Here is a 26,344-nt window from a genome sequence, read left to right on the forward strand (position 1 = left end):
TTTCGTCAATCTCGCTTATTGCTTGTATTATACAAAAATGTGAAAGAAAGAATTGTCTATATATGAAGCAAGAAGAAACTAGTTTTGTCAAAAAAACAAGAAAAAAGAAAAAAGTTTGCAGAGCATAGTGAAAAGCTCTGCAAACCGACTGCAAAAAAGCATGATGCTTGGAGACTGATTATTTATTCAGCTTTGCTTTTACGCGGCTCACCACGTTGCTGACAGTGAAACCGTATTTTTCAATAATGGTTTCGCCTGGTGCAGAAGCGCCAAATTTATCAATCGCAATCACATCGCCATCAAGGCCAGTGTAACGTTCCCAGCCAAGTGAAGCACCCATTTCGATTGCAACACGTGCTCTCACTGCTTTAGGAAGAACGGACTCTTTGTATTCGTCTGACTGCTCATCAAAGCGATCCCATGCAGGTAAGCTCACGACAGAAACGCGAATGCCTTCTTTTTCAAGTGCTTTTTGCGCTTCAATGGCTAAACCTACTTCAGATCCTGAAGCAAGTAGAAGAGCTTCTGGCTGTGCATCAGCTGCTTCAACGACGACATATCCACCTTTTTCTACGCCTTCATACGCCTTCTCTGGTGCTTGATCAATCGTTGGAAGGTTTTGACGAGTAAGAACAAGCGCTGTCGGTTTATTCGTTGAAGATACAGCAATTTTCCATGCTGCAGCTGTTTCGTTTCCATCAGCTGGACGAATAACAGAAAGGTTAGGCATCGCACGTAATGAAGCGAGCTGTTCAACTGGCTCATGCGTTGGTCCATCTTCCCCAACCGCAATGCTGTCATGCGTAAATACATAAGTGACAGGAAGTCCCATTAATGCAGCAAGACGAATGGCAGGTCTTAAGTAGTCTGAGAAAACAAAGAATGTTCCGCCGAATACACGAAGTCCGCCGTGAAGTGCCATACCGTTTAATGCTGCACCCATTGCGAATTCTCTCACACCAAACCAAATGTTTCTGCCAGCATAATTCTCTCTACCAAAGTCACTTGTATCTTTGATTGTTGTTTTATTTGATCCAGCAAGGTCAGCAGACCCACCAATAAAGAATGGTACTTGCTTTGCAATGCCATTTAATACTTCTCCAGAAGAAGCACGAGAGGCAAGGCTTGAACCTGCTTCATAAACAGGAACTTCTTGATCCCAATTCTCAGGAAGTTTTCCTTCAATCGCGAGCTTCAGCTGAGCTGCCAGTTCTGGATATTCTTTTTCATATTGCTCAAACAGTTCATTCCACGCTGATTCTTTTTTCTGTCCAGCGTCTTTAACAGCTGTTTTGAAATGATCGTACACTTCAGAAGGTACATGGAAATCTTCTTCAAACGTCCAAGAATAAGCTTCCTTCGTTAGCTTCGCTTCCTCACTGCCAAGCGGTGCACCGTGCACCCCAGACGTTCCCGCACGGTTTGGAGAACCGAAACCGATTGTCGTCTTCACTTCAATAAGTGTAGGTTTGTCTGTACTTTGTTTGGCTTTTTCAATGGCAGCCGTCACTTCTTCAATGTTATTGCCGTCTTTTACATAAAGAACTTCCCAATTCATCGCTTCAAAACGATTCTTCACATTTTCAGAGAAAGAACGATCAAGGTCGCCATCTAAAGAAATGTCGTTTGAATCATAAAGAACAATTAAACGGCCTAAGCCTAAATGACCAGCAAGTGAAGCAGCTTCAGAGGAAATGCCCTCCATTAAGTCTCCATCTCCGCAAATGCTGTATGTATAGTGATCCACAACATTAAAATTGTCTTTGTTATACGTTTCTGCAAGATGTCTTTCTGCAAGTGCCATTCCAACAGCCATCGCAATCCCTTGTCCTAAAGGACCTGTTGTCGCATCTACGCCCTCTGTATGTCCAAACTCAGGATGTCCAGGTGTTTTGCTTCCCCATTGGCGGAATTGTTTTAAATCTTCGATGCTCAGATTGTATCCGCTTAAATGAAGCATGCTATATAAAAGCATAGAGCCATGTCCCGCAGATAACACAAAACGGTCTCTGTTAAACCAATTTGGATTTTGCGGACTTACGTTTAAGTGATTCGTCCATAAAGCGTATGCCATTGGTGCAGCGCCCATCGGCATTCCAGGGTGACCGGAATTCGCTTTTTCAATTGCGTCTATGGAGAGAGTACGTATTGTTGCAATAGATTTCAATTCAATCGTTTCCATATAAATCCCCTTCCGTATCTTGTGTACACCATTATCATAAATCTACTGTCCTTTTTTCACAACTATTTCACGCCGAAAAAGAAGGATTTTGTCACATTTAGTTTATCGATCACCTAAAAACTTATGCAAATATGAAAAAAGATGAGAATATTCCTCCCATCTTTTCAAAAATAAAGAAATGACGACCTTTAATGAAGATTCTGGTCTCTTTCTCTTTTTAATTTTTCTGGTGTGACATCGTTTCCTTCTGGATCGACGATTTTCACGGTTTTGAGTGTATTTTTCATAGAAGAACGAAAAGCCTTTAAATATTCCTCTCTTAATTGCTTCTGTTCTGTTTTCTCAGCGTCCGACAAACCGGCCTCTTTCGACTTTTTTGAAAGCTCATTGATTCTTGCAAGCTGTTCTTTAGAAATCATGACAAACTCCTTTAAAACATTTTCTCTACATACTACTAAATATCAGTCATTTTTACAACAAATCACGCTTTAAGTCGCAAGCCCTTTTTCATATTCTTGGTACCTTCTATGGACGGTTGCTTTTGAAATATCAAAACCAAGTGCCTGCAATGTCACCGCAATTTCAGCGAATGTCATGTTGTTTTTTCTTAATCGAACAATTTCAGAAATCGGTACTTCAATACGTTCGCGGCCAGGCGCCTGTTCTTGGTGTTTTAAATTCAGTTCGGGTTGATACCCTCGCTCAACAGCTTTTTTCATCCCACGCTTAATTTTCAAATTATGAATTTTCCGCTGATACTCTTCTACAACGCCTACAATTTCAATGACCATCTCGTCTGCTTCTGAAAGCTCAAGCTCTCCTCTATGAAATACGCTGTACACCTTGACTTTTTCTTTAAACAGACAATGAAGAAGAGCGATTTTCGCCTGCCCTCTTCCAAGGCGTGTCTCATCTTGAATGAGAACAGCATCGATTTCTTCCTCTTTCAGCGCAGCCAGCATGTCAAAAACACCGTCACGATCAAGATCGTATCCACTCGCTTTTTCTTTAATCACTTTGACTACATTCATCTTGTGCGCTGCGGCTAAAGCAAGCAGTTCTTCTTCTTGTCTTTTAAGCGAGGTTTCTTGCTCTTCTTTGGCAGTACTTACTCTCGCATAAATGATTGCATTCATGTCTTCAATCGACCTTTCTACTGTACTGTTGCAAGTTGATATACGACTGGATGCTCTTTTTTAACTGGAATGACAAGGATGTCTCCAGGCTGGATGTCAGTTGAAGCGAGATCATTGTGTTCAGTTACCCAGTCAATAAAAGCATTTTTATCGATCGATTTACTGTCGTTTACTTGATCAGCTAATCCCCAAAGAGTATCACCTGATTGAACCTCTATTTTAACATATTGATTTGGATCATTATGGCTAGTGACTGCAATAAGTGAGAGAAATATGCCAACGATGAATGAGAATAGCCCAATAAAAATAATAGATTCCTTTAACCTCATAATGTCATCTCTCCTAATAGAATGTGTGTTCGTTCTTTCTGACACTCATTATAAATACGAACAAACGTTTCTGTCAAACGTTTTTTTCGAACCTATGTTTGTACTGTTAGGAAAAACATGCTATAATTTCTTTAAAATTGACGTTTTGAGGTGCAAAAGATGACGAAGCTATCAAAAAGACAACTCGATATCCTGAAATTCATAAAAGAAGAAGTAAAAAGCAAGGGTTATCCCCCATCCGTTCGTGAAATTGGCGAAGCTGTCGGTCTAGCATCAAGTTCAACTGTCCATGGACATTTAGCTAGACTAGAAACGAAAGGTTTAATTAGAAGAGACCCAACGAAACCTAGAGCGATCGAAGTACTAGATGAAGAGGAAATGAATATTCCAAAGAGCGCTGTAATGAATGTTCCAGTCATCGGAAAAGTCACAGCAGGCTTGCCTATCACGGCTGTTGAGAATGTAGAAGAATATTTCCCACTTCCAGAAACTTTTGCAGCGCCAGATGAACAAGTATTTATGCTTGAAATTATGGGAGAAAGTATGATCGATGCAGGTATTTTGGACAAAGACTACGTCATTGTGCGTCAACAAAGCACTGCCAACAATGGAGATATTGTGGTGGCTATGACAGAAGAAGATGAAGCAACAGTGAAACGTTTTTATAAGGAAGATACACACTTTAGATTACAGCCCGAGAATCCATCAATGGAACCGATTATTTTACAGAATGTGAGTATACTAGGTAAAGTGATTGGCGTATTTAGAAATATTCATTAAAAAAAGCCGGTATTTCATCAACGTTTGATGAGAGCCGGCTTTTTCTTTTATGAACAAGAATATGCAAGAATACTAGAGCTTGGGAACGAGCCAAATGTAAAGTTCGGCCATATGAAACCCGTTGTACGGCCAAAAGGCTGCGAGGAAAGAACATACATGAGAAATACTTGACCGTTTCTAAGGAACACAATGGTCCACCTTCTATTACATCCAGCTGCAAATTGAACCGTTTGCTGGCTTCCGCCTACACTCTGCCCTGCAATGAGCGGCTGCATACTTTGAGGCTGAGAGACTGCTTGTTGATATTGCGAGATGATATGCTGCGGCGGGGCTGGCGGGACCGATTGTCCTCCTGCACCTTGCCCTTGCCCAGTCCCTCCGAATGGCAATCCGGGAAATCCTCCAACTTGAGAAATAGGAAACGCCGGCATGCTTTGTACCTGCCGATCGTACAAGTACCCATTCCACGTACCTTCATATGGATTATACACACTAAACACCACTTTCTTAGACATTCATCACGACAGTATATGTCATACATAAAAAAAGAGTGTTGAGGAGACAAATAGAAATCTTTCCAAAAGACGTTTTATTCTTCTTTAGAACGGTTAAATACTAATGAGGAAGAAAAAAATAAAAAAATGAAAACTTTTTGTCTCCCTCAAACGTTATATAGATAGAAAGAAAAGAAATAAAAAACATTTAGATTTAATACTTGTAATATCTCTGTAACTATTGTAACATTTGTAACATAAGAAGTTTTCATTGAGAAAAGGAGGCAATTGCCTTGAAAAAATTATTTGTTTTATTAACCGCTATTATGCTTATGATCTCATTACAAACAACAACACTGGCCGCTTCCAAAAAATCAGCCGCTTTGACAAATAAAGAAGCGTTACATATTGCCCTTGATGCAAGAGAACACTTTTGGAGTGCGATGTCAGGCTACAACATTAAAGAGCATTCAGATTACAAATTAAAATCATTTACTTATAAAGATATGACTTACAACTACCTGTCTAAAACATTTGATACAAAGAAAAAACTAAACAGCTATCTATCTCAAGTTTTCACAAAAGATGCCATTACTCACGGTTTAAAAGACTATCAGTTCATCGTTCATAAAGGAAAAATGGCTGTGCCAGTTGGTGACGGAGACAATATGCTTAATTGGGATAAGGCAACACCTAAACTCGTCTCTAAGAAAAATACAATCCGCACATACGAATTCACAGTCCCAACACTTGATGGACGCAAAGTAAAACGTACTGTCACTTTCGAGAAAGTACAAAAGGATTGGAAAGTAACAAAAATTGACGCTGTGATCTAAATAAAACCAGGCCGTTTACTAGGCCTGGTTTTTATATGGATGAAAATTCAGTCATACGATCTAAAGCGTGAGCAAGTGATGAAGCCGTTTGAAATTCATTAAAAGGCAGTCCTAGCTGTACAGCCGTTTGAGCAATTTCTGGTCTAATGCCTGAAATGGTCGTATCAACCCCAATTAACCGAAGTGACGTGACAAGATCAAAGATTTGATGTGCTACCATCGTATCAATAATGACGACACCTGATAAATCAATACATAAATGTTGAACACCTTTTTGCGAACACTGTTTTAATGTATTTTCTAAGATAATCTTTGCTCGCGCAGTGTCAATATCTCCAACTAAAGGCAATAAGGCAACATGACTTTTTAACACAATGACTGGGGAACTCAGCTCATAAATCATGTCTCTTTGTGCAACGAGTTTTTTGGTGGTATTTTTCACATATTGCTGAATAAAGACATGAATTGAAATGTTAAATGCCTCAGATATCAAATCATACCAATAAAATATTCGGTCAATGTCAATATCACCTTGATGCTTTTTTATAAACTCTTTTAAGTAATGAAGAACCACTCTTTGATTGGACATATACTCTCTCACGACGTAATCTAATGGCGTGTTCAAGTGCTTCGGATCACTTGCTAAGTCTTCAGACCATTTTTTAAATTTCGTATGTAAATACGTCTTGTCTTCAATAAGTGCGCGGATAAAATGCTGATAATAATCTTGATTTTGCCGTTTTAGCTCTGCTATGATGCTGGAATCTGTTGAACGATAAATGGATTCTGGATCATCATCCTCAATTGATTCATACCATGTTTCAGTCAGTTTCTCTGCATGTTGCATGAAAAAATCGTATAATGCACGGTTCTTTTCCATAAGCATATGTCCCTTCACATTTTCTACTTGTCAGTCTTTGTACCTGATGGATTGATTGTACCACTGAATCTTTTGTACCTGCTAGCTCGAATACGCTCCTGTTGAACAAAAAAAGCCCCCCTCAAGGAGCCTCTTGTCTATGTTTATTTGACAATAAATAAAATTCGTTTCCCGTCAGGATACCCGCTGATTTGATGCCCGACCCATGAACCAGCGCCTCTATTATCTGATGGACTGACATATTGAACGCTCGCCCCCTTTCCTCCTTCAAGACACACTGCCATCGGCCATTCATCCCGGTCAAAACCAGGTTTTGTGGGAATTCCTTTTAATGATTCTTGCCTGCGGGCATCTGCCCCATTTCGGTCAATGGTACACACATCTGAGTGCCCTTTTCGAATAGCTTCTTGAATATGACTGCCTGTTTCAGGATACCGTTCCTTAGGAAATTGAATCACATGATCATAACGATCTGCCCCTTTTGCGGAACGATCCTCTCCAAAACCACCTAATAACGCACCCATCCAAATGACAAAACAAAGAACGACAGCAGCGATCCAGCCTTTTCTCATCTTCAAAAGCTCGTGACCTCCTCATACTTTTGATGAAATGATGTTGACTTGAAGGAAATGAGTCATTTTTAATGTATGAGTGGCTGCGTGATGACATGTGAAAAACATGAGCTGAATCTGCCTAGCAAAAGATTCATAAGAAAAAGCGAATGATTTCTTCATCATTCGCCTTGTTCTACTTAAGATATTTCATCTACTCTATATAATGTTTCGTTTTGTGAAGACATCTTGGACGGCATCCCCTCTTCAGCTGATGAGGATCGTTTATATTCTTCAGATGAGATGACTGTACCATGTGATTTAATCCAGCTCACCAATTTGCTGTTAGCTGATGACTGATTGTCTGGTAATAAAAAGTATTTCACCTTTCCTTGTTGAATAAGTGCTTTTAATTTATTGACAGTCAAAATAGGATCTGTCCCATTAAAACCGCCTAAGGCCATGACATTCTCATCTTCATCAATAATATATGGCGCTGCGGTAACAGTCGTAAGCGTTGCAAATAAATACGTTTCTCCTGTTTGATGCGCCTTTAAATAAGTGAGTAAGCCTTGATCGACACTAGATGTAAACATGTTCCCTCCTCGTGAACTAGCCAGCTGAACACCTGCCTCTGGAAGAACAGCATTTCCACCATAGATGATTGGGGTGGCGGACCAAAAACCTGGAATCAGTAACAGCGTTGTCAAAGCGGTGATAAGCAGTCGTTTCATGATCAATTGTTTTTCTCTGTACATCAGCAATAGGATAGCGATAATCATCCCTGCAATCGCAATGGCATACATCCAAATACTACTGATTTGAGTCGTATAGTTACTCAAAATATACCCTTGGAAGATGGCTGTAACAGCGATTGCTGCTGGAAGCAAATACGCAGATACTCCTTTGTTGGCCTTAAATAACTCTCCCATCTTCTTAGCTCCTATGCCGCATAGTGCTGCAGTAGGCGGGGCAAGCATAATGAGATAGTAATGGTGAAAGAAACCCGCAATACTAAAGAATCCGGCAGCAGGAATCAGCCATGCTGTCCAAAACATCGTTTGTTTCCATTCATTTAATTGTGCTTTTCTCTCCTTCCACCAACTGATGATCATCCCTAAAAGCCCAAACAAAGCAAACGGCAGCATCCAGCTGATTTGACCTGACAATGCAGATTGAAATAAACGAAATATACCGGGATTCCCCGTGCCATACATATTCATACTTTGTTGACCTACAGCACTTCCAGGCGGAGAACCACCATCTGGACCATGTTGAGGTGGCGTCATTTGATTTTGGGGTGGCGGCGGCTGATTTCTGTTTGACTGATCCTCTGACGAATCGCCTAATCCAGAATTGTCTGGCATCACCATACCTGCTTGCTGGTTCATGTCACCAAAGGATTTCCCTGTCGTCTGACCAAGCAGCCGTTCCGTGCCGTTATACCCAAAGGCAAGTTCTAACACTGAATTTGTTTGACTGCTTCCCACATAAGGGCGCTCACTTTCAGCTGTCATATCTACAGTAACTGCCCACGATAGAGATAAGCAGGCTAATACGACCATAGAGCATAAGAGCGAGAAAATTTTCTTTTTTAACGGTACGCGAGCAGCAATAAAATAGTAGAAAATAAATGCTGGAACGACCATAAACGCTTGCAGCATCTTCATATTAAATCCTACCGCTACCAAAGCGAAGGCCATAAGAAGCCAGCGCATCTTTCCGCTTTTTACAGCACGCATTAAGAAATACGTACCCGCAAGTAATGTGAAGACGAGCATACTGTCTATATTGTTTGTTCTGCTCACAGCTGCGGCAATTGGCGTGAGAGCCATAACGGCCGCTGACACCCTTGCAGCACCTTGACCGAAAGCCGGTTTTATCATGAGATAAAGAAGAAGAACAGATCCCACTCCAGCAAGTGCCTGCGGCAATATCACACTCCATGTATGAAAACCAAAAATAAGTGCACTGATGGTTTGAATCCATAAAACGACGGGTGGTTTATCAATTGATACGAATCCAGCTGCATCAAATGAGGCATAAAAAAAGTGATGGAAGCTTTTGGACATACTTTTGACTGCAGCTAAATAATATTGATTGGCACTGTCATTCTGCCAAATTTGATAAGTGTAGAGAAAAGCTGCAATCAATAAAATCAACAACAATATCATATCTATTTTTTTATTTTTCACTCATATCTCTTCTTTCTTTTTCATTTATTTCATTCAGCATAGCTTTTAAATATGAAATAGTGATGAACAAAAAAAGAAACTTTTCTGCAATTGACGATAAAAAAAGCCTGTGCCCTGTAAAGGAAACAAGCTGAATGCCCTATTTTTTATTGCGCCTTCGCATAGTTGATAAATTCAACAAAAGCAGCAGTCGCTTTTGGTCCGCCGTTGATCGTTCCGTTTGAATAACCCGCATTATGGACCCCGACGATTTGTTGGTTCTGATCTAGCATCGCAGAGCCAGAGTTTCCGCTAAATGTATCGATCGTATAGTATGCGAGATTCGTATCTTCTCTCGTGACTGGACCTGACATTTCCCATTGTGACACTTTGCCAGTCGATCTCATTTTATCACCTGGATATCCAGAAATTTTAATCGTTGTACCTGTTAGACTTGTCACTTGACGAATAGAGCGGTAGCCGACCGTATTTCCAATGTTCGTATCTGTTTTAATGACGGCAAAATCATATTGACTCGCCCCCGTGTTGATATATCCGCTTGGTACATAGAATTCGGTCATGTTTGCTGAGCCGTTCACAGCCGTGCTGTCATTCATGCCTGGGTAGACAGACCCTTTTGCACTATAGCTTCTTGTGGCTGTATTGTAGACGCAGTGTCCGTTTGTCAATATTTTGTTTGGAGCAATGAGTGTTCCTGTGCAGCTAGATCCACCAAATGTAATATAGGCAATAGAATTATAGGGTGCTACTCTTGTATTCGTCACTTTTGTTCTACCATCGTCTCCAATGACTACTTTTGTTTGAAAGTCTTTTAAATATTTTGTGAGTGGTTTTACTTTTTCGCCAATAGTAGAAGAGAGATCATCCACTTTGTCAAAGGATGAGGGGGTTTTCATATCGTTGTGGAAGTCAGCTGAAGAAATCACCTTTCCGTCAGAAGTCACCATGTCATAATCAGACGTAAGTACTGAATCAGATGCTGCATGGGCAAAACTAGGCATACTTAAAGCACCAAAAACGAGTAGAGAAGGGATTAATTTTTTCACCTTTTTCATCATATTCCTCCTTTATGTCCTATATCAAAAATGATACGATTGTTTCATATTGGAGTAAATGAGAGAATATTCTTATTTTTTACAAAATATTTCATTTGTGAATTGGGTGTTTTGTATCTTCCAAATATTTATTCTAGCGATCTCTCTTTGAAAACAGAAAAAACCGCCAATTTGGCGGTTTCAAGATTGTTGACAAAGGGCTAAAATGTGATTTATTTTAGCCCTTTGTCTTCTTTTCAGTGTGATAGAAAACCTTTGCAGCCCTAGGAAGGACGAGTACTGGAGCGGAGCGAATTTCACATTCGTGAGCACCAGCACGCAGGACTGACAAAGAATGCGAGGGTTTGTCTACATGCTGAAAACCGCCAAAGTGGCGGTTGCAACATGATCAGCTCCATACATCTTTTACATATCTGTTGTCATTGGCTAGAGATGTCAACCATTGTTCAGCTGTTTCTTTCGCACACTGTTTCTCAGTCTGATACAGTTCAATAAGTGTTGCCTCGACATCTGGTGCCATGACCTTTCCATCCCCGCAAATATAAAGGTAGGCGCCTTTGTCGAGCAATTCAATGAGCTTGGCTCCATCATTTTTAATGAAGTGCTGGACATACACTTTTTGCTCCTCGTAGCGAGAGTAAGCACGGTGGATGGTGACGACTCCTTTTTGTTCTGCAAGCTGCATTTCGTCATAATACAGATCATCTTCATGCGGGTGGCGGCAGCCAAAATAAAGATGGGCTTCACCTAACGGCTTCCCTTCATTTTGCCATGCTTCCCTTGCCTGAATGAACCCTCTAAACGGGGCGATACCTGTTCCTGGTCCAATCATGATCATGGGTATTTCAGGAGAAGGCGGCAATTCGAATCCTGCTTGAGCTTCATGAAGGAAGCAGGCCACTTCATCTCCTTCTTGCAGTCCGCATAAATAGTTTGATGCGACGCCTGCGTATTCACCGCGTCCGCTCCATGATTTTCCTTTCACAACAGCTACTGTGATACTAAGCCTCTTTTCATCTACCTTTGGCGAACTGGAGATCGAGTAATAACGAGGCTTCAATCCTGGTAAAAGGGCTAAGAAATGATCAAATGGCAGTTCACACGCTTCATATTGCTCTAGTAAATCCAGCATGGTCACACGCTTCTTTAATACAGCTTCTTGATAAGTTTCTCCCGCCATTTGTTCAAGTTCAATACGATGAGGTGGGCATACCGTATATTTTGCAAGATCTCTTAGCTGAGTACGTGTCACAGGCTCTTGCAGCTCTACATGTGACGCCAGCAATTCTTCGACTTGAATTGGCTGATTTAATGGTAAATGACTTGCTTCTTTTTCCGAAGAGAGTATCATGTGCTGCTGTGGATCCAGCTTAAAACGATCGGTCACTCGCTGAACGAGTGTTGCACTATTTTTTGGCACGATTCCGATATGATCTCCTTCTTTATAATGCTTGCCTTCGGGTAATTGAAGTTCGATATGCCTTGTTTGGCGGGTACTTTTTTCAGATTGTAATTCTTGATTTTTCAATACAACAGCTGAAAAGGCACCGTATGTTTTAGCTACAGGACGTTCCACTAGCTCATTCGTATATGCAATGGATAGGTTTGGCTTTTCTTGGCGTTTCTCCTGCAAGGTTAAATTGAATTCTTTTGCAAGCTCATCGAAGACTGTTTTCTGGAATGTTTCTTTATCTTCATCCATATCACCGCCCGCATCGCCTTCACCAATATCCGTTACACGCTTTGCCCCTTTTCTTTCAAGTGCTTCATCAATCAGACGAGGAATACGCTGATACGTGCTCGCCCAATTTCGATCCCCGCACCCAAAGACTGCAAATGTCACGTTTGATAGATCCTGCTCCTCATCCTGCGTCACCCAATCCACAAACTGTTTCGCATGGTCAGGCGGATGACCATTGTATGAAGCCGTTACAATTAAAACTGCGCCTGACTCTGGTAACTTTCGAGTATAATCATCAAGCGGTGCCGTTGTCACGTCAAACCCTTTTGCTTTCCCGTCTTCAGCAAATTCGTTTGCCATCTGCTTTGCTGTGCCAAGATTTGATCCGTACAAGACCAATAGCGGTGTTCCATGACTCGCTATTTTTGCTTCAGCAGATGCCGTGCTTTTCTTCACTTCTTCTTTCGGAGGCGCCATAAAGAATTGCTGCTTTCTTGGCCGTACTTTGATTTTAAAATCGTTCGGTTTAATCGTCAGGGATTCTTTTAAATCCAGTTCATACGACGTATGGTCAATCAATTCAAGGTTGTGCAGAACCATCGCCAGAACCATCGTGGCTTCATGAAGGGCAAATTGCATCCCAATACATGCACGCTGGCCATTTCCGAATGGTTTATAGGCATGCTGTGGAATCTTTTCAGGATGCATAAAACGTTCAGGCTTGAATTCTTCTGCATCCTCCCCCCAAACCGCTTGATCCCGATGTAATTTAGGAAGCAGCACATTGACACTTTGGTTTTTTTTGATCGGATATTTTCCTCCAATGACTGTATCCTCTTTCGCATAAAGAGAGAACGTAGGCGCCGTCGGCCAGAGGCGAAGTGCTTCATTTAAGACCATACGCGTATAACTTAGTTTTTGAACCTGCTTAAATGTCGGCAGGCCGCCTTGTAGCACGTCGTCTGCTTCTTGTACGGCTTTTTTTAATTTGTCAGGATTTTTTAGTAAAAAATAAATCGCAAATGACAACAATCCGCTTGTTGTTTCATGACCCGCTATTAAGAAGGTAATGATTTGATAACGGATATTTTCATCTGACAGGCGTTCACCTGTTTCAGGATCCTTTGCATGTAGCATGAGAGATAGTAAATCATTGCCCGTTTTATCTTGTTTTTTCCGTTCTTGAATAATGTCATCTACTAATTGCTTCATAAAATCAACATCTTGTTCAAATTCTTTTCTTCTTTTGATCATTAATTTATCTGCGACCGGCAATCTGCTTGCTTGATCCATCGCTTCATTTAAACCATTCAGCATGCTTTCAATAAATGGATGCTGATTTTCTTTATAAAAGCTGTTAAATCGAAAATCAAAACCGCATAGCCCGATCGTATCTAAAGTGAGCTTTGTCATATCTTCTGCTACTTCAATTTCTTCATCACGGCCCGTTCTTTGCCATTTTTGTACAAGCTGTGTGGCAATATCGAGCATCATCTCATGATAGCCCTTCATGGCCTGCTGGCTAAACGCCGGCATCAAGATGTGATGAGCCTTTCTCCAATTCGGCTCTTCTGTCCAACTTGTGAATAACCCATCCCCTGAAAATGTTCTCACTTTATTGAGACTGCTTCCAATGAATTTATCAAAACGCCTCTCATCAAATACTTCTTTAGCAAGTTCATGGCTGGAAACAAAAATACTTGTTGCTTTTGAAAATTCAAACTGAAAGATCGGCCCTAATTCATCTGCCAGCCGCCAAAAGGTTTGAGAAAGCTCTCCTTTTTTGATATGAGGAATATTTTTTAAAGGTCCGTATGTTTTTGGTTTTGGAATGATTGATGTTTGTTGCATGTGCCCACTCCCTTTATTTCTTTATGATGCAACGCTAATGGCACGCCATAAGCATTGCTCAATATCTTCTAAAAATTCAATCGTTGGTTCAATTTCCTCTGCTAGAATCTGTTTATGAAGCTGAACGAACGCTCCAAATACAATGGATAAAATCGTTCTCCCTGAAAGATTTGGATGAATTCCATCCTTTTTGCCTTCTTCAAAAATATGAAATAGCTCATTTAATAGCTGCTGCATCTTCTCTTTACTTTTCTCATCTAAATAGTGTGAGCGTTTGTCAATTTCTAAGAAGTACAGACCACTTGGATTCTCTTTTGTAAAGAGCACTAAGCAATAAAAGACATGTTTGAAATAAGCCCTAATGCTTGCTTTAGGGTCTGGACTGTTTGTATTCACCTTGTCGATAAATGCAGTCAGGCTTCGCTGGTATAAAATGTTCACAAGAGCCTCTTTACTATCAAAATAACGATAAATGGTTCCTGCTCCAACATTGGCTCTTTTCGAAATCATCGGCATCGTTGTACCGTCAAAACCCCGTTCAATAAATAAGTCCAGAGAAGCCTTCATAATCTGCTCCTGTTTATCAGTAGTTGCTGCGGGCATTTCATCCTCTCCTTTCGTTTTATCAGGAATGAATATTCATTCCGATTGGTGTATATTATATTAATATTTTAAATTCTTCTATTTATACTTAAACATACTTATTTTTCTCCGTCACTACATTTTCTGAAAATAATAATAATTGAGAAATGATACCTAGATAGATGACATCCAAACGACTTATAAATATTGGCAGTTCTGTGACGCGCGGGTGTCGTCTGAACTATATGTTCATTCTTGGTCAATTGGAGAATGGATGTGATCGTCATATGTATCAATATATAAACTGCCATTACTTGAACGAACCGCATAAACAATGTCTTTTAAAGACAGCTGCCTTTTTTGAATTTCTTCATATATCCACTGCTCCGTTAATTGGTTTTCATGAAGGTTTTTCAAAATGAGCTTTCCGTCCATAATGACTTCAATGGGCATGTAACGCTCTGCCTGCATCCATAGGTTAAGATCTTTTCGCGTGACATAATCAAATGAAGGGTATTTTTTCACCGACATATGCCCATCTGTTTCAATCATTGCAAATTCAACTTCACTAATGTCAAACACATTCTTTTCTCTGAGCTGTTGATTTAAATAATCAAGTGTATACCTCATTCCTTTCATATTCTCTTCAAGGATTTTGCCATTTTGAATCACAAGCGTTGGTTTACCGGCCATAAAACCTCTCACCTTCCGGCTTCTTAAAGCAAGTAAAGAAATCACATAAATAATGATCACAAGTGTCACAAAAGAAATGGTTGTGTGATGAAGCGGAAGCGTAGTATTAAACGCCAAGTTCGCCGCAATTGAACCTAGACTGATCGCCGCAATGAAATCAAAAATATTCATTTGTGCAATGGTTTGCTTTCCAAGAAGACGGGCACCGCCGAATAAAATAGCAAAAGCAAATATGGTTCGAAGTATGACTTCAATATGATCTGGCATTTCAGCTTCCACCTTTCGATTTCATGAAAAAAAGCCTTTTCTCTAGAAAAGACTCTTTGTTAGACTATGCATTTATTCCGTCATTATTCAAATGGCCCGCTTCCGTTTGCTCAAATTGTGAACGCAGCTCAATGATTGAGCTGTTTCTCACGTTTACTGGATCTTGCTCGAGTAGCCATGTATAAAATCTTGCTTGCTCTGCTGTTTGCAAAGCCTGCATATATTTTTGGGTGGAGCGCTTATCTGCAACACGCTGTTTAATGGATCGCATTTGCTTCCAAAATTGATAATAAGGAAGCTTTAACTTGGTCATAAAGCCGCTATTATCCTCAATGACATAGCCTTCTTCTTTGATTGTGTCATCATGTGATACAGATTGATACCATTTATAGAAAGAGGTCCAATCATGAAACACTGCCACTTGCTGTTTGCACCGCATGCCAAGCTGTTCACTGAGCCTTTTCACTTCAGCAAATGGTTCTTTTTCATAGCTCAGCTGACGCTTCACGATATCAAGTAAAATGAGTTGATCATGATCATATGTGATAATATGCGGATCTTTCCCTGGCAAAATGACTTCAAATACAAGGGATACATGGTTGTCGCGTACGTATGATTTGATGTAATCGACCTGCACATCGTCAAAGGTCGCATAAAATAGCTCTTCGACCCAAGCAGCATGCTGATTTTGCTTCACATGTGACGTATACGATTTGGACGTAAACACCAGTTCATCTTTTATGTCGTTAAACCCAACCGTGCCTAAGTATCCATTTGCTTTATCATAGACCGTCACAGGAAATTGAAGATGATTCACTAAATGCTGCATTCTGGTTTCAGGACGTTCATCAATATTAAAGAACTTATTATAACTTCTAGACACAATCTGCTTTGAAGTCATATTGATAAACAACCCTCTTGCTTTGACATTTATTTCATCCCATTGTCTTTCACTAAATGCTTTTTTGGTGAAATTAAAAGATGAAATATCGTGTGGCAGCTTTAATTCTTGTACATATTCATGCTGATCTAAATGGGATAAAAAATCATCCAGCGTCACATTGGGCTGAACAAAGACCGGTTGCTTGTTTTCAGAAGCTCTGTAGACAGGATTGTCAATTTCATGTGTCTCAATCCCGCCTGCTGTAATTTTTAACACACGCAGCTGTCCACCAAATTCAACCTGACCTTCGAGATTATAAGATCTTTCCGCCGCTTGGATAGGCAGTCTATATAAATTGCGATGACCGTGAATTTGAATGATATCTAATCCAGAAGTATTTTGCACAAATAAGTGGTCAATGTCATCTGAATATTCACCTACTCCGTGAATAAGCTGCTGCGTTGAGACATGCAGAAGCTCTTCTGGCAAATGGGCAAGCCCACCATGGGTGACAAGAAATGTCTGACCATGATACGTAAAATAGGTGAGCTGATGAAATGTTCTGACAAACTTCCTTAATTCTTTTAGGTCAAAACCTGCTTCCGCAATTTCAGGCGCAGTATGACGGTTAAACATATTACTTCTCACTTTTTCTTCATGTGCATATTTGTAAAGATGCTGATCATGATTTCCTTCAATGACGATCACATTGCGGCATTCTCTATGTGCCAGCATCCATTCTAACACTTCCTTGTTTTCTATTCCTCTATCAAGCAAATCACCTGCAAAGATATAAAGCTCGTTTTCTTTCAAGTCTCCTTGCAAATAAGTATTTAGAGCTGTGTAACAGCCGTGAATATCACCGAAGACGTGAATGGCTTCATACTGATCAAAAGACCTAGGCTGATACGTCATAATGACTGGATATTCCTCAGGCGTCAAAACGGTTACCCATGAAGGCACCTTCTCTGTATTTAACCGTTCATTCATTTGATATAACACAGATTCCTTCACTACTTTGTGCGGCTCTCGACCGCGATTTTGCAGCAGGGCTGTTTCAAGAGGCACTTGCGTAAAATCGACGACATACACTCTATAGCGATATGAAGTAGCTAATGATTTATACTGCGAAATGGACTTACTTGTGACATGTGTTGCATCAATGACAGTAAAGTCTCCTCGTTCCATTCGGGCTGTGAGGAGTTCAAATAATAAAGACCAGACTTTATGATCATGTTTGCTTGAAATTTCCGGCTTCCCATTGACTGATAACTGCGGAGGCTGGGTTAACAGACGGATCTGATCCGCTGATAATGTATATGGTTCTAACCCTTGTTCTTTGATCCAAGTTGATTTACCTGCACCTGGGAGACCTCGTAAAAGGACTAAAGTTCTCATAATGGTTCTCCTTTAATGAGTGATATTTTACCTATTATAGATAAATTATGGATAAATCTCAATCTTTTATTGAATATGGTAATATATAGATATCGAAAGGAGGGGTTACATATGTCTAATGAAGTGAGTGCTGCATTCAATGTTGGGGATATCGTATTCCAAGTATTTTCTCTTCTATTCATCGCATTGATCGTGACCATCATTGTGATTGCCATTCGAATGATAAGAAGAAAACAAGTGGAATTAAAGAAAGTAGAGGCTAGATTAAACAAAGTGGTTGAAAAAAATCATTTAAAAGAGTAAAAATCCGGGAGTTAGCCGGATTTTTGTGTTTTCATTACGATCCCTTGTCGCTGCTGCATCAAAAAGAAAAAGACACCTAAAAGGACAAGAAGACCACCGAACATTTGTAGCAGCGTGACTTTCTCTCCAAGCAGTAAAACAGCGAGTATCGTTGCCCCAACAGGTTCACCTAGAATACTCATTGAAATAGTTGTCGCATTCACATAGGTTAACAGCCAGTTATTAATCACATGAGACATGGTAGGAATAATGGCGAGCAGTAAGAAAATCCCCCATTCTTTACCCGAATAGCCCACAAAAGGCGTTTGCTGTATAAGGTTAAATAAAATTAAAAAAAGGCCGGCAAAACCAAATACACAAAAACTATAAATCCAATGAGATATCTTTCTCACAGCTTGTTGACCGATTAATAAATAACAAACAACAGCGATTACACTGAAAAAGGATAAAATGTCTCCTATAAAGGCGTCTTGGTTATGTCCAATATCCCCCCATCCAATCATGAGCGCACCAACAATCGCCGCACACATTGTGAAAATGGCTGACTTCGTTGTTCGTTCACGAAAAATGAGAAATCCGCCTAATAATGACACCATCGGTTGAAGTGCAATGATGATTGTAGAGCTCGCCACTGTGGTGAGCTTCAATGAGCCGAACCACAAAACAAAATGGAGCCCTAAAAAGAAACCTGACATACATAAGAAAAACCAGTCTCTCCGCTTTAACGAGACAAACTCTTTTTGACGCGGCAGAATAAACGGAAGCATCAAAACCGCCGCAAATATCATTCGATACATACTTAAAATAGCAGCAGGCGCACTTGACCACTTCACAATAATGGCCGAAAACGAAATCGCAATGATGGAGATCACAAGCGGCACCGCAATCGACTTCTTTGGAGCATTTGTCTTCATTTCCATTAGCAGCTTCCTTTACATCAGCAGTAGATGAGCTTCTCATCTTGTATGACGTCATCTTACTATGACTATTCGCCTAGAGGCAAGATGAATTTTAAGAATGTTTACATAAAAAAGGCTTTGTTCACGAAAGCCCCAGATTGTTGACAAAGGGCTAAAATGAACTTTATTTTAGCCCTTTGTTTTCTTTTCAGCGTGATAGAAAACCTTTGCAGCCCTAGGAAGGACGAGCATCGGCGCGGAGCGAATTTAACATTCGTGAGCACCGAAGCACAGGACTGACACCGAATGCGAGGGTTTGCCTATACGCTGAAGCTTTCTTCACGAAAGCCCTTATTCATCATCTATTAATACATAAACAGCCCGCACCGGCCCATGAACACCAACCACTAAATTCATTTCAATATCGGCAGAATTACTTGGACCTGATATAAAATGAATGGCGCCTTTCGTCTGCTCTCCTTCTTCTACTAGGCGATGAAGAGCTGAAACAGCATGAATCATCCGCGGGACAATTGTGCTTTTTTCAATACATACGATATACATCATCGGTAAAAAATGAAGTGCTCTCCCTTGACCTTGATGGGAGGAAAGAACAACGGTTCCGGATTCTGCAAGTGTGTAATCGCTGAATACCACTGCATATTTCGCTTGTTCTGCCTGCCTTATATTTTCTTCTCTTGATGTATCTGCATTCCAGCTAGTGACTGAGATTCCTTCTTTCTGCAAGGCTTGAAACATAGGATGACATTCATATTGTGCAAAACGTCTATCGCTCGAAGTCATCACAGGACCTTCTCCATACTCTTTCATCAATAATCGTAACGTTGAGGGTGCTTCTTTTGGTGTTGTTTCTACCACTCTCGTATGAATTTGCTGACATTGCACCTTCAATTGCTCTACCAATTCTTCTTTCGACAGACCTTCATTTGTTTCCCAATTGACTCGATGCTTCCAAACCGGACGCCGAATAGATGCAGGCTTGGTGGAGCTTTTGCCTAATTGTTGCTGGATATGTGCTAAAAATGAATCCCGATGAGAAATGGTTCCTTTCATTGCCGCTCCTCCTTTTGTTTCTTTTTAAACCAATCCCGAAACCTTTCTTTGCTTGGCGCTGGGAGGTCACGAATTTCTGTCCAATTCTTTAAAGGACCCGCACCTTTTGAAATCTGTCCGTTTGAAGCCATACGTTTCAAGAGCACAGGGGCTGCTTTTGTTCCAAATCGATACATTCTAGGAGTGGATGCGCCCATTCCGAACATTTTCATTGCCATCATTTCCGCTTTAGGCGCTCTCCCCTCTTTTTCAACGATGACTTGTCGATGTTTGATTAATAATTCGTGAAGTGGAATTTTCACTGGACAAGCATCTGTACAGGCTGCGCACAAACTTGAGGCGAAAGGAAGCTCTTGGTAGTCGTCATATCCTCCAAGTAGCGGCGAAAGAACAGCACCAATCGGACCCGGGTAAATTGATCCGTACGAATGACCACCAACATGCCGATAAACGGGGCACACATTGATACAGGCTGCACACCGAATACATTGCAAAACTGGCTGAAATTCTGTCCCTAATATATTTGACCGTCCGTTATCCACAATGACCAAATGAAACTCTTCTGGTCCATCGACCTCTCCTTCTCCTTTTGGTCCCACGACAGAGATATAGCTTGTTAACTTTTGACCGACTGCGCTTCTGCACAATAGACCGACAAGGACATCGAGCTCCTCCATCGTTGGTACAAGCCGCTCCATCCCCATGACTGCGATATGTGTCTTTGGAATGGACGTGACAAGATCCGCATTCCCTTCATTCGTCACAAGACAAATCGATCCTGTGTCAGCCACAGCAAAGTTACAGCCCGTCACACCAATATCTGCTTCAAGAAATTTTTCTCGTAACAAAGCTCTTACAAATTTGGTCATTTCTTCAGGAGTCTCTGACATATCATATTCAAGCTTTTCGTGAAAAACTTCCCGTATTTGTTCTTTCGTCATATGAAGGGCTGGTGCCACGATATGTGAAGGTGGTTCATGGTCATCAACTTGAAGAATATATTCTCCAAGATCGCTTTCAACTACCTCGCAGCCAATCTCTTCTAGCGCTTGATTCATTTCAATTTCTTCTGTGACCATTGATTTTGATTTCACGATCTTTTTTGCTGCTTTTTTTTGTGCGACATCTTGGATGTACGCCGATGCCTCTTCCTTTGTTTTTGCAAAAAACACATGACCTCCACGTCTACTCACGCTCTCACTTAATTGATATAAGTAGTCATCAAGGTGGGCAAGTGTATGCTGCCTGATGTCCTCTCCAAGTTCACGCCACTTTTCCCAGTTTCCAAGCACTTCACTTGCAGTCATCCGTCTTTTATACAGACGCTCCTGTGCAGAGGAAACAGCTCCTCTCATCACAGCGTCTTCTAATCCTTCGCCGATCCGCTCTTTAAAAGCCTTCTCTCCAATTTTCATACTCATGTGCCGTTCCCCCTCTTAGCTTCAGCGGCTATTCAACACTTCTGCGATATGCATCACTTTAACTGGCTTATGAAGACGATTCAGCCTTCCCCCGATATTCAGCAGACATCCACAGTCAGCACCGATGATATATTCAGCGCCTGTCTCCTCTATGCTTTGTACTTTTTCATCGACCATCTGCTCAGAAATGGGTGTCATTTTGATTGAAAAAGTTCCTCCAAATCCGCAGCAATTTTCAGCGCGAGGCAATGGTTCCATCACCAAATCTTTGACATTTGACAACAGTGTGAAAGGCGCTTCCTTAATTCTAAGCAGTCTCGTCATATGGCAGGAGGTATGATAGGTGGCTTTTCCTTTCAAACTCGCTCCTACATCTGTTACATGTAATATATCAACAATAAATTCCGTTAATTCATATGTTTTCGCAGCAAGTGCCTGAGCACGGGCGAACCACGCTCGGTCTTCTTTAAAAAGGTGCGGATATTCTAAAAACATGGCCTTACAAGAACCTGATGGTGTGACGACATATTCAGCTGATTCAAAGGCTTTCATCATATTTTTGGCCGCTTTGATTGTTTCTTTTGTATAGCCGCTGTTAAAGGCGGGCTGCCCGCAGCACACTTGTGCTTCAGGGAATTCCACTTCAACACCAAGCCGCTCTAATACCTCAACAGTCGCCTTTCCTACATGTGGCTGCATCGTGTCAATGATACAGGTGACAAATAAACTGACTCTCATCGGCGAACTTCCTTTCTTTTGCTGCACTTTGATTTGTATCTGGTCATCTGATGACTAAATAATGGCCCTTAATTTCATTTTAATTCCAAATTTCTGAAATTTCAACGAACGGATTTGTCTAAAATTTGGACATCATGCTTGTGAAGGTACATGAAAAAAACGCCCTTTTTATAGGGCGTTTGAGAACATTCATGTTTTTATTTCTTCATACTACCGAAGGAAGTGTCGTCTTTCACACAAACCGCCTTCACTTCATGATTTTCTTTATGTGATGAATTCGTTTTTCAAAAGAAGGATGACTTTCACGCCATTCAGATTTTCTTCCATCATCTCCATCTTCTTCAATCAAATGACTTAATTTTATCAAAGTATTGAGATATAGAGTTTGATTCTCAAGATGGTGAACAGCAAAGCGATCCGCCTGAATCTCAAATAACCGACTCATTTTCTTTGGCAACCACTCCGTCATAAATATTATGATCAATACCCCTGCTGGGAACAACAGAATATATTGCCACCAACCATTGGCAAGCATCACCTGTCTGGCATAATACATACTGATTCCCATAAGTAAGGTGACAATCACAGTGAGGTAAATGGTGAAATGCGCATGTTTTAATTTTACATGTCCCATTTCATGGAATAAGATCGCACGAATTTCCTCTGTATCAAACTTATCTATTAACCCTTCCGTCACATATAGATTGACTTTTCTTCTAAATGGAAGTTGAAATGAATATATCCAGGCATTCACATCATGTTGTGAGTCTTTTTTTACCCATATATTTACCTTTTGGTTCGTTTTATGCTCAATATCTTTACAAATATTTATGAATTCGTCCGTCCGTAAGACTTCATACTTATTTATCATTTTTTGAATGAATGAGTAACCCATAATAAATAAGATGACTAGGGCGAAATACCAAGCACAAAATAGAAAAAGGTGATCCATAACCTTCGCTTGAAACGCCAAAGGCATGACTAAATAAGAGCCGAAATATATCAAGGATAATGTGATAGCACCAAATAAAACGGCTTGCTCCCTAACGTTCAGGAAGAATGAATTTCCTAAAGTGTCTTCATTTTCTCCTAATACATCAGAAGAATCTTTTGTCACATACTCAAATGAATAAGCTGTCAATAAGACTGACAGGAAACTAGGCAATAGTATAGAGAGAATCATACTCAACACATAAGATCCTGTAACTGATAGCACGTATCCCATTAAGAAATAATAATTTAATCCCAAGGGAAGAAAAATGGCTAGAACAAAGGGAATGAATAATGTGAATAGGTTTTTCATCGATTCATGAAGGTTAAAAAGGAAAAATAACAAAGCGGGCAAAAGAATTCCCATTAAAGTCATGAATGTAACAAATGTGGTGCTATACTTAAAGTTTGTGTTGATCTTAGTTGTTTCTGTTAGATTCGTTAGATTGTATGTAGAAAAGAAGGGATTTTGCGTTACCTGTTCCATCATGATCGTATCATCATGGATAGGTACAAAGCCTTTTCTTAGAAAAACCAATGCCTTATCATTCATTATTTTGTCTGTTTCAATCTTACTGATTCCATTCGCAGATGGGATCTGTGTGAGATTTATGTACTTTCCACTTAATTGAAAGGATGCTTCTGAAGAGCCATTGAAAGAACCGTCTTGATAGGTTAATAAAACGTCACCCTGATATAGCGAATGAGCGACGAATACTTTTGGATTGCTTTCTTTGTTCGAATCAAGTAAAACAAATGGTGAAACAACGGCTGAACGAAAACCGAGTTCAATCATAATGACGATGATTGTGATTATACTGGCAGTGAGATAAGAGAGGAAGGCTTTGCGTAACATGTCATCACATCCTGCTGTTTAATAGGATTAAAACAAAATGAATATCTTGAATAATGTATTTCATAATAAAGTAAGCGTCATTCATTTGCTGGAATCGTCTCATAAAATTCTAACATCTACATACAAGAATATGTACGACAAAATGGACATTACACCTATATTTTCAAAATAACGGATCAACAAGGATAGAAAAAACGCCCTTTTTACAGGGCGTTGTTAATTGTTTAGTTTGACATCATTTCTCGTATTCTATCTTCAATAGGTGTTAAAGAGCGGCCTAATAGTTTTTCGAAATCATGGCTTTCGACTGCTAATGCCCCATCGCGGATTCCGCTTTGCATCGCTTTGACAAATGGAACAGCTTCTTTCGGTACACCATTTGACGCTAAAAATTCTCCAAATGCGTCTATATCCATGTGCTCTACTTTGATCTCTTTGCCGCTCACCTTGCTGACCATTTGTGCAAGTTCAGTGTGTGTGCGAAGCGGACCTGACAATTCATAGATTTCCTGATCATGTGCCGGCATTGTTAACGCATTTGCTGCTGCTTCTGCATAGTCATCTCTTGTTGCCCAGCCGACTTTACCTTCACCAATCGGACTGATAAACGGCGCTCCGTTCACTGATGCCAGAATCGTATCTTTTTCATTTTCCACATACCAATTGTTTCTTAAAAAAACATGGGAGATACCAGAGGCCATAATCGCTTCTTCTGTTCTTACATGGTCATTTGCTAGGTTTAGCTGACTTTCTTTTGCATTGGCAACACTTGTATAAGCAATAAATGACACATTCGCTGCTTTCGCTGCTTCGATGGCATTTAGATGCTGCTTCACTCGTTCTCCATCCCCAGACGAAATGATCAAAAGACGGTCAATCCCTTGAAACGCTGATTGAAGTGTATCCGGCTGTGTGAAGTCTCCTTTGCGCACATCCACCCCAGCTTCCTTCAAATGTACTGCTTTTTGCGGATCTCGAACACTGACCGCAATTTGTTCAGCTGGCACTTTCGCGAGCAAATGTTTGACGACGAGCGATCCAAGTTGTCCTGTTGCACCTGTCACTAATAATTTCATTAATTTGACCTCCTCATTTTTCGTTCAACGGTGATGTTCCTGAATGAAACAGCTTGTTTCTTACATCAGAGCATTCGTTATAATCAAAATGGTTACAACGAAGGGATAAAAAAAGCTCTGTGTATGAGCTTTTTCTACTCTTCTGCCTCCATCAATAACTGCTTGATTGTCACTTGTTTTAGGCGATGCTCAAGTGCAGACTGTGCTTCTTTGAGTTCTTTCCGCAGTCTCGTATCCATGGCTTGACCAATTCGACACGCAATGACTGGTTGATGAAAATTAAACAACTCTTCATCTTCGATTACATCCACAGCCCGGTACACATCTAGCAGTGTGATGTCCTCTGCCGGTCTTTTTAAGTAAGCACCGCCTACTCCGCGGCGAATCTCAATGAGATCCGCTTTTTTCAGCATAGCCATCATTTTTCGTATAATGACAGGATTTGAATTGACACTTTCCGCAATAAAATCCCCTGTACACTCTTTTGAAACACCCGCAATAAATGACAAAATATGAACAGCAATGGTATACCTGCTGCTAATTTGTTTCACATTCCTTCACCACCGTTGTAATGATTATAGTTACAACGAATAAATTTGTCAATCCATAAACGGATTTTTCTTTCTTCCCCAATCTTCAAATGTCATCATCTCATGATGTTCTGCTGCATCGATTTCTAGCGGTGCGATACATTCAAGCAGATTCCCATCAGGGTCAAGAAAATAAATGGCAGCATGAAATTGTGGCGGATTATCAAGAACTAAAGGCTGCTGCTCTTCCGAAAAACCAAACATCGGATGAATGCTGATCCCTTTTTCTATCAGCCATTCTTTGATCTGTGCAATGCTGGATGTTTCTATTTGGAAGGCAACATGTCGCGTCGCTGGATGATATGGAACAGTGGACATATCAACCTTCCAAAGGCCGAGCCAGCTCTTTCCTTTCTCAATCCATAAAAAGGCCACTCGTTCATTTTCATGAGCAAGCGTTAATTCCAATTTTTCAAAAAAAGAAATGGATGCCTTCAAATCACTCACAGGTAAATGTGCTTCATACAAGCCTTTCATCATCATTTCAATCACTCCTTTACTATCTTCTATTGTGCAGGAATTGAAAACATTCTTCCTCAGCAAAACGATGTATTTCAACCAAGCCATTGGATTGAGATGGTTAAATGTTTGATCCATTGCATAT

24 protein-coding genes are annotated in these 26,344 nt (G+C 40.4%); 3 read left to right on the forward strand and 21 right to left on the reverse strand.

Annotated elements, in window-relative coordinates:
- Positions 1-178 precede the first annotated feature (178 nt).
- The 4 genes from tkt to yneA all read right to left on the reverse strand — a co-directional run bounded on the left by tkt (position 179) and on the right by yneA (position 3,647).
- Entirely contained in the window at positions 179-2,182 is a 2,004-nt protein-coding gene (gene tkt / locus EBQ12_RS00520) for a transketolase (protein WP_125588785.1), read from the reverse strand.
- Positions 2,183-2,370: 188 nt separating this feature from the next.
- Positions 2,371-2,601 carry a DUF896 domain-containing protein gene (locus EBQ12_RS00525; protein WP_008343816.1) on the reverse strand — a complete coding sequence of 77 codons (231 nt, stop codon included), beginning with the start codon at positions 2,599-2,601 and terminating at the stop codon, positions 2,371-2,373.
- Positions 2,602-2,670: 69 nt separating this feature from the next.
- On the reverse strand, positions 2,671-3,318 hold the full coding sequence (locus tag EBQ12_RS00530) for a YneB family resolvase-like protein (protein WP_017359583.1): 648 nt from the start codon (positions 3,316-3,318) through the stop codon (positions 2,671-2,673).
- Between the two features lie 17 nt (positions 3,319-3,335).
- Entirely contained in the window at positions 3,336-3,647 is a 312-nt protein-coding gene (gene yneA, locus EBQ12_RS00535; protein WP_007499348.1) for a cell division suppressor protein YneA, read from the reverse strand.
- Between the two features lie 159 nt (positions 3,648-3,806).
- Here yneA and lexA point away from each other — a divergent pair, with 159 nt between their 5' ends.
- Complete coding sequence (gene lexA / locus EBQ12_RS00540; protein WP_007499350.1) at positions 3,807-4,427, forward strand: transcriptional repressor LexA; 621 nt, start codon at positions 3,807-3,809, stop codon at positions 4,425-4,427.
- Between the two features lie 47 nt (positions 4,428-4,474).
- Here lexA and EBQ12_RS00545 read toward each other — a convergent pair whose 3' ends face one another.
- Positions 4,475-4,918: a hypothetical protein gene (locus tag EBQ12_RS00545; protein ID WP_008343821.1), complete on the reverse strand. Its 444-nt coding sequence runs from the start codon at positions 4,916-4,918 to the stop codon at positions 4,475-4,477.
- 296 nt (positions 4,919-5,214) lie between these two features.
- On the opposite strand from EBQ12_RS00545, the gene EBQ12_RS00550 reads away from it, so the two are divergent.
- Positions 5,215-5,757, forward strand: a complete 543-nt coding sequence (locus EBQ12_RS00550) for an IseA DL-endopeptidase inhibitor family protein (protein WP_035700928.1) — start codon at positions 5,215-5,217, stop codon at positions 5,755-5,757.
- Between the two features lie 31 nt (positions 5,758-5,788).
- Here EBQ12_RS00550 and EBQ12_RS00555 read toward each other — a convergent pair whose 3' ends face one another.
- The 8 genes from EBQ12_RS00555 to EBQ12_RS00590 all read right to left on the reverse strand — a co-directional run bounded on the left by EBQ12_RS00555 (position 5,789) and on the right by EBQ12_RS00590 (position 17,793).
- The gene (locus tag EBQ12_RS00555) at positions 5,789-6,637 is read right to left on the reverse strand and encodes an STAS domain-containing protein (RefSeq protein ID WP_052320286.1); all 849 of its coding nucleotides are present in this window, start codon (positions 6,635-6,637) and stop codon (positions 5,789-5,791) included.
- A 143-nt stretch (positions 6,638-6,780) separates the two neighbouring features.
- Entirely contained in the window at positions 6,781-7,161 is a 381-nt protein-coding gene (locus EBQ12_RS00560) for a NucA/NucB deoxyribonuclease domain-containing protein (protein WP_224559893.1), read from the reverse strand.
- A gap of 227 nt (positions 7,162-7,388) precedes the next feature.
- Positions 7,389-9,383 carry a glycosyltransferase family 39 protein gene (locus EBQ12_RS00565; RefSeq protein ID WP_125588787.1) on the reverse strand — a complete coding sequence of 665 codons (1,995 nt, stop codon included), beginning with the start codon at positions 9,381-9,383 and terminating at the stop codon, positions 7,389-7,391.
- Positions 9,384-9,529: 146 nt separating this feature from the next.
- Entirely contained in the window at positions 9,530-10,438 is a 909-nt protein-coding gene (locus EBQ12_RS00570) for a trypsin-like serine peptidase (protein WP_125588789.1), read from the reverse strand.
- 388 nt (positions 10,439-10,826) lie between these two features.
- Positions 10,827-13,970 (reverse strand): bifunctional cytochrome P450/NADPH--P450 reductase, encoded by a 3,144-nt coding sequence (locus EBQ12_RS00575; RefSeq protein WP_125588792.1) that lies wholly within the window; start codon positions 13,968-13,970, stop codon positions 10,827-10,829.
- A 21-nt stretch (positions 13,971-13,991) separates the two neighbouring features.
- Positions 13,992-14,573, reverse strand: coding sequence for a TetR/AcrR family transcriptional regulator (locus EBQ12_RS00580; RefSeq protein WP_017359589.1), 582 nt, complete (start codon positions 14,571-14,573; stop codon positions 13,992-13,994).
- A 228-nt stretch (positions 14,574-14,801) separates the two neighbouring features.
- Positions 14,802-15,512 carry a DUF421 domain-containing protein gene (locus EBQ12_RS00585; protein WP_017359590.1) on the reverse strand — a complete coding sequence of 237 codons (711 nt, stop codon included), beginning with the start codon at positions 15,510-15,512 and terminating at the stop codon, positions 14,802-14,804.
- A 64-nt stretch (positions 15,513-15,576) separates the two neighbouring features.
- Positions 15,577-17,793, reverse strand: coding sequence for an RNA ligase (locus tag EBQ12_RS00590; protein WP_125588793.1), 2,217 nt, complete (start codon positions 17,791-17,793; stop codon positions 15,577-15,579).
- A 111-nt stretch (positions 17,794-17,904) separates the two neighbouring features.
- Between EBQ12_RS00590 and EBQ12_RS00595 the strand changes: the two genes are divergently transcribed.
- Entirely contained in the window at positions 17,905-18,096 is a 192-nt protein-coding gene (locus EBQ12_RS00595; RefSeq protein WP_108611271.1) for a hypothetical protein, read from the forward strand.
- Positions 18,097-18,107: 11 nt separating this feature from the next.
- On the opposite strand, the gene EBQ12_RS00600 is transcribed toward EBQ12_RS00595, so the two are convergent.
- The 8 genes from EBQ12_RS00600 to EBQ12_RS00635 all read right to left on the reverse strand — a co-directional run bounded on the left by EBQ12_RS00600 (position 18,108) and on the right by EBQ12_RS00635 (position 26,223).
- Positions 18,108-19,016: a DMT family transporter gene (locus EBQ12_RS00600; protein WP_046343614.1), complete on the reverse strand. Its 909-nt coding sequence runs from the start codon at positions 19,014-19,016 to the stop codon at positions 18,108-18,110.
- A 330-nt stretch (positions 19,017-19,346) separates the two neighbouring features.
- Positions 19,347-20,069, reverse strand: a complete 723-nt coding sequence (locus EBQ12_RS00605) for a LutC/YkgG family protein (protein ID WP_035700910.1) — start codon at positions 20,067-20,069, stop codon at positions 19,347-19,349.
- Positions 20,066-21,490 (reverse strand): LutB/LldF family L-lactate oxidation iron-sulfur protein, encoded by a 1,425-nt coding sequence (locus tag EBQ12_RS00610; protein WP_125588795.1) that lies wholly within the window; start codon positions 21,488-21,490, stop codon positions 20,066-20,068. Before EBQ12_RS00610 ends, EBQ12_RS00605 begins: the two co-directional genes overlap by 4 nt.
- 21 nt (positions 21,491-21,511) lie before the next feature.
- Positions 21,512-22,228 carry a (Fe-S)-binding protein gene (locus tag EBQ12_RS00615; RefSeq protein WP_048002255.1) on the reverse strand — a complete coding sequence of 239 codons (717 nt, stop codon included), beginning with the start codon at positions 22,226-22,228 and terminating at the stop codon, positions 21,512-21,514.
- Between the two features lie 247 nt (positions 22,229-22,475).
- Positions 22,476-24,074, reverse strand: a complete 1,599-nt coding sequence (locus tag EBQ12_RS00620; RefSeq protein ID WP_125588797.1) for a M48 family metalloprotease — start codon at positions 24,072-24,074, stop codon at positions 22,476-22,478.
- Between the two features lie 224 nt (positions 24,075-24,298).
- Positions 24,299-25,150 carry an SDR family oxidoreductase gene (locus EBQ12_RS00625; RefSeq protein ID WP_125588799.1) on the reverse strand — a complete coding sequence of 284 codons (852 nt, stop codon included), beginning with the start codon at positions 25,148-25,150 and terminating at the stop codon, positions 24,299-24,301.
- Between the two features lie 134 nt (positions 25,151-25,284).
- Positions 25,285-25,701 (reverse strand): Rrf2 family transcriptional regulator, encoded by a 417-nt coding sequence (locus EBQ12_RS00630; RefSeq protein WP_125588801.1) that lies wholly within the window; start codon positions 25,699-25,701, stop codon positions 25,285-25,287.
- Between the two features lie 48 nt (positions 25,702-25,749).
- Positions 25,750-26,223 carry a VOC family protein gene (locus tag EBQ12_RS00635; protein WP_125588803.1) on the reverse strand — a complete coding sequence of 158 codons (474 nt, stop codon included), beginning with the start codon at positions 26,221-26,223 and terminating at the stop codon, positions 25,750-25,752.
- Between the last annotated feature and the right edge of the window lie 121 nt (positions 26,224-26,344).

Origin of the sequence: Bacillus sp. 2B09 (assembly GCF_003946835.1) — a bacterium.
Classification (GTDB): domain Bacteria; phylum Bacillota; class Bacilli; order Bacillales; family Bacillaceae; genus Bacillus; species Bacillus altitudinis.

What these genes read in the sequence shown, in the direction of transcription:
- tkt (WP_125588785.1), bottom strand. Translation starts at nt 2,182, where the DNA reads ATGGAAACGATTGAATTGAAATCTATTGCAACAATACGTACTCTCTCC.
- EBQ12_RS00525 (WP_008343816.1), bottom strand. Translation starts at nt 2,601, where the DNA reads ATGATTTCTAAAGAACAGCTTGCAAGAATCAATGAGCTTTCAAAAAAG.
- EBQ12_RS00530 (WP_017359583.1), bottom strand. Translation starts at nt 3,318, where the DNA reads ATGAATGCAATCATTTATGCGAGAGTAAGTACTGCCAAAGAAGAGCAA.
- yneA (WP_007499348.1), bottom strand. Translation starts at nt 3,647, where the DNA reads ATGAGGTTAAAGGAATCTATTATTTTTATTGGGCTATTCTCATTCATC.
- lexA (WP_007499350.1), top strand. Translation starts at nt 3,807, where the DNA reads ATGACGAAGCTATCAAAAAGACAACTCGATATCCTGAAATTCATAAAA.
- EBQ12_RS00555 (WP_052320286.1), bottom strand. Translation starts at nt 6,637, where the DNA reads ATGGAAAAGAACCGTGCATTATACGATTTTTTCATGCAACATGCAGAG.
- EBQ12_RS00560 (WP_224559893.1), bottom strand. Translation starts at nt 7,161, where the DNA reads ATGGGTGCGTTATTAGGTGGTTTTGGAGAGGATCGTTCCGCAAAAGGG.
- EBQ12_RS00570 (WP_125588789.1), bottom strand. Translation starts at nt 10,438, where the DNA reads ATGAAAAAGGTGAAAAAATTAATCCCTTCTCTACTCGTTTTTGGTGCT.
- EBQ12_RS00575 (WP_125588792.1), bottom strand. Translation starts at nt 13,970, where the DNA reads ATGCAACAAACATCAATCATTCCAAAACCAAAAACATACGGACCTTTA.
- EBQ12_RS00580 (WP_017359589.1), bottom strand. Translation starts at nt 14,573, where the DNA reads ATGCCCGCAGCAACTACTGATAAACAGGAGCAGATTATGAAGGCTTCT.
- EBQ12_RS00585 (WP_017359590.1), bottom strand. Translation starts at nt 15,512, where the DNA reads ATGCCAGATCATATTGAAGTCATACTTCGAACCATATTTGCTTTTGCT.
- EBQ12_RS00590 (WP_125588793.1), bottom strand. Translation starts at nt 17,793, where the DNA reads ATGAGAACTTTAGTCCTTTTACGAGGTCTCCCAGGTGCAGGTAAATCA.
- EBQ12_RS00595 (WP_108611271.1), top strand. Translation starts at nt 17,905, where the DNA reads ATGTCTAATGAAGTGAGTGCTGCATTCAATGTTGGGGATATCGTATTC.
- EBQ12_RS00600 (WP_046343614.1), bottom strand. Translation starts at nt 19,016, where the DNA reads ATGGAAATGAAGACAAATGCTCCAAAGAAGTCGATTGCGGTGCCGCTT.
- EBQ12_RS00605 (WP_035700910.1), bottom strand. Translation starts at nt 20,069, where the DNA reads ATGAAAGGAACCATTTCTCATCGGGATTCATTTTTAGCACATATCCAG.
- EBQ12_RS00610 (WP_125588795.1), bottom strand. Translation starts at nt 21,490, where the DNA reads ATGAGTATGAAAATTGGAGAGAAGGCTTTTAAAGAGCGGATCGGCGAA.
- EBQ12_RS00615 (WP_048002255.1), bottom strand. Translation starts at nt 22,228, where the DNA reads ATGAGAGTCAGTTTATTTGTCACCTGTATCATTGACACGATGCAGCCA.
- EBQ12_RS00620 (WP_125588797.1), bottom strand. Translation starts at nt 24,074, where the DNA reads ATGTTACGCAAAGCCTTCCTCTCTTATCTCACTGCCAGTATAATCACA.
- EBQ12_RS00625 (WP_125588799.1), bottom strand. Translation starts at nt 25,150, where the DNA reads ATGAAATTATTAGTGACAGGTGCAACAGGACAACTTGGATCGCTCGTC.
- EBQ12_RS00635 (WP_125588803.1), bottom strand. Translation starts at nt 26,223, where the DNA reads ATGATGATGAAAGGCTTGTATGAAGCACATTTACCTGTGAGTGATTTG.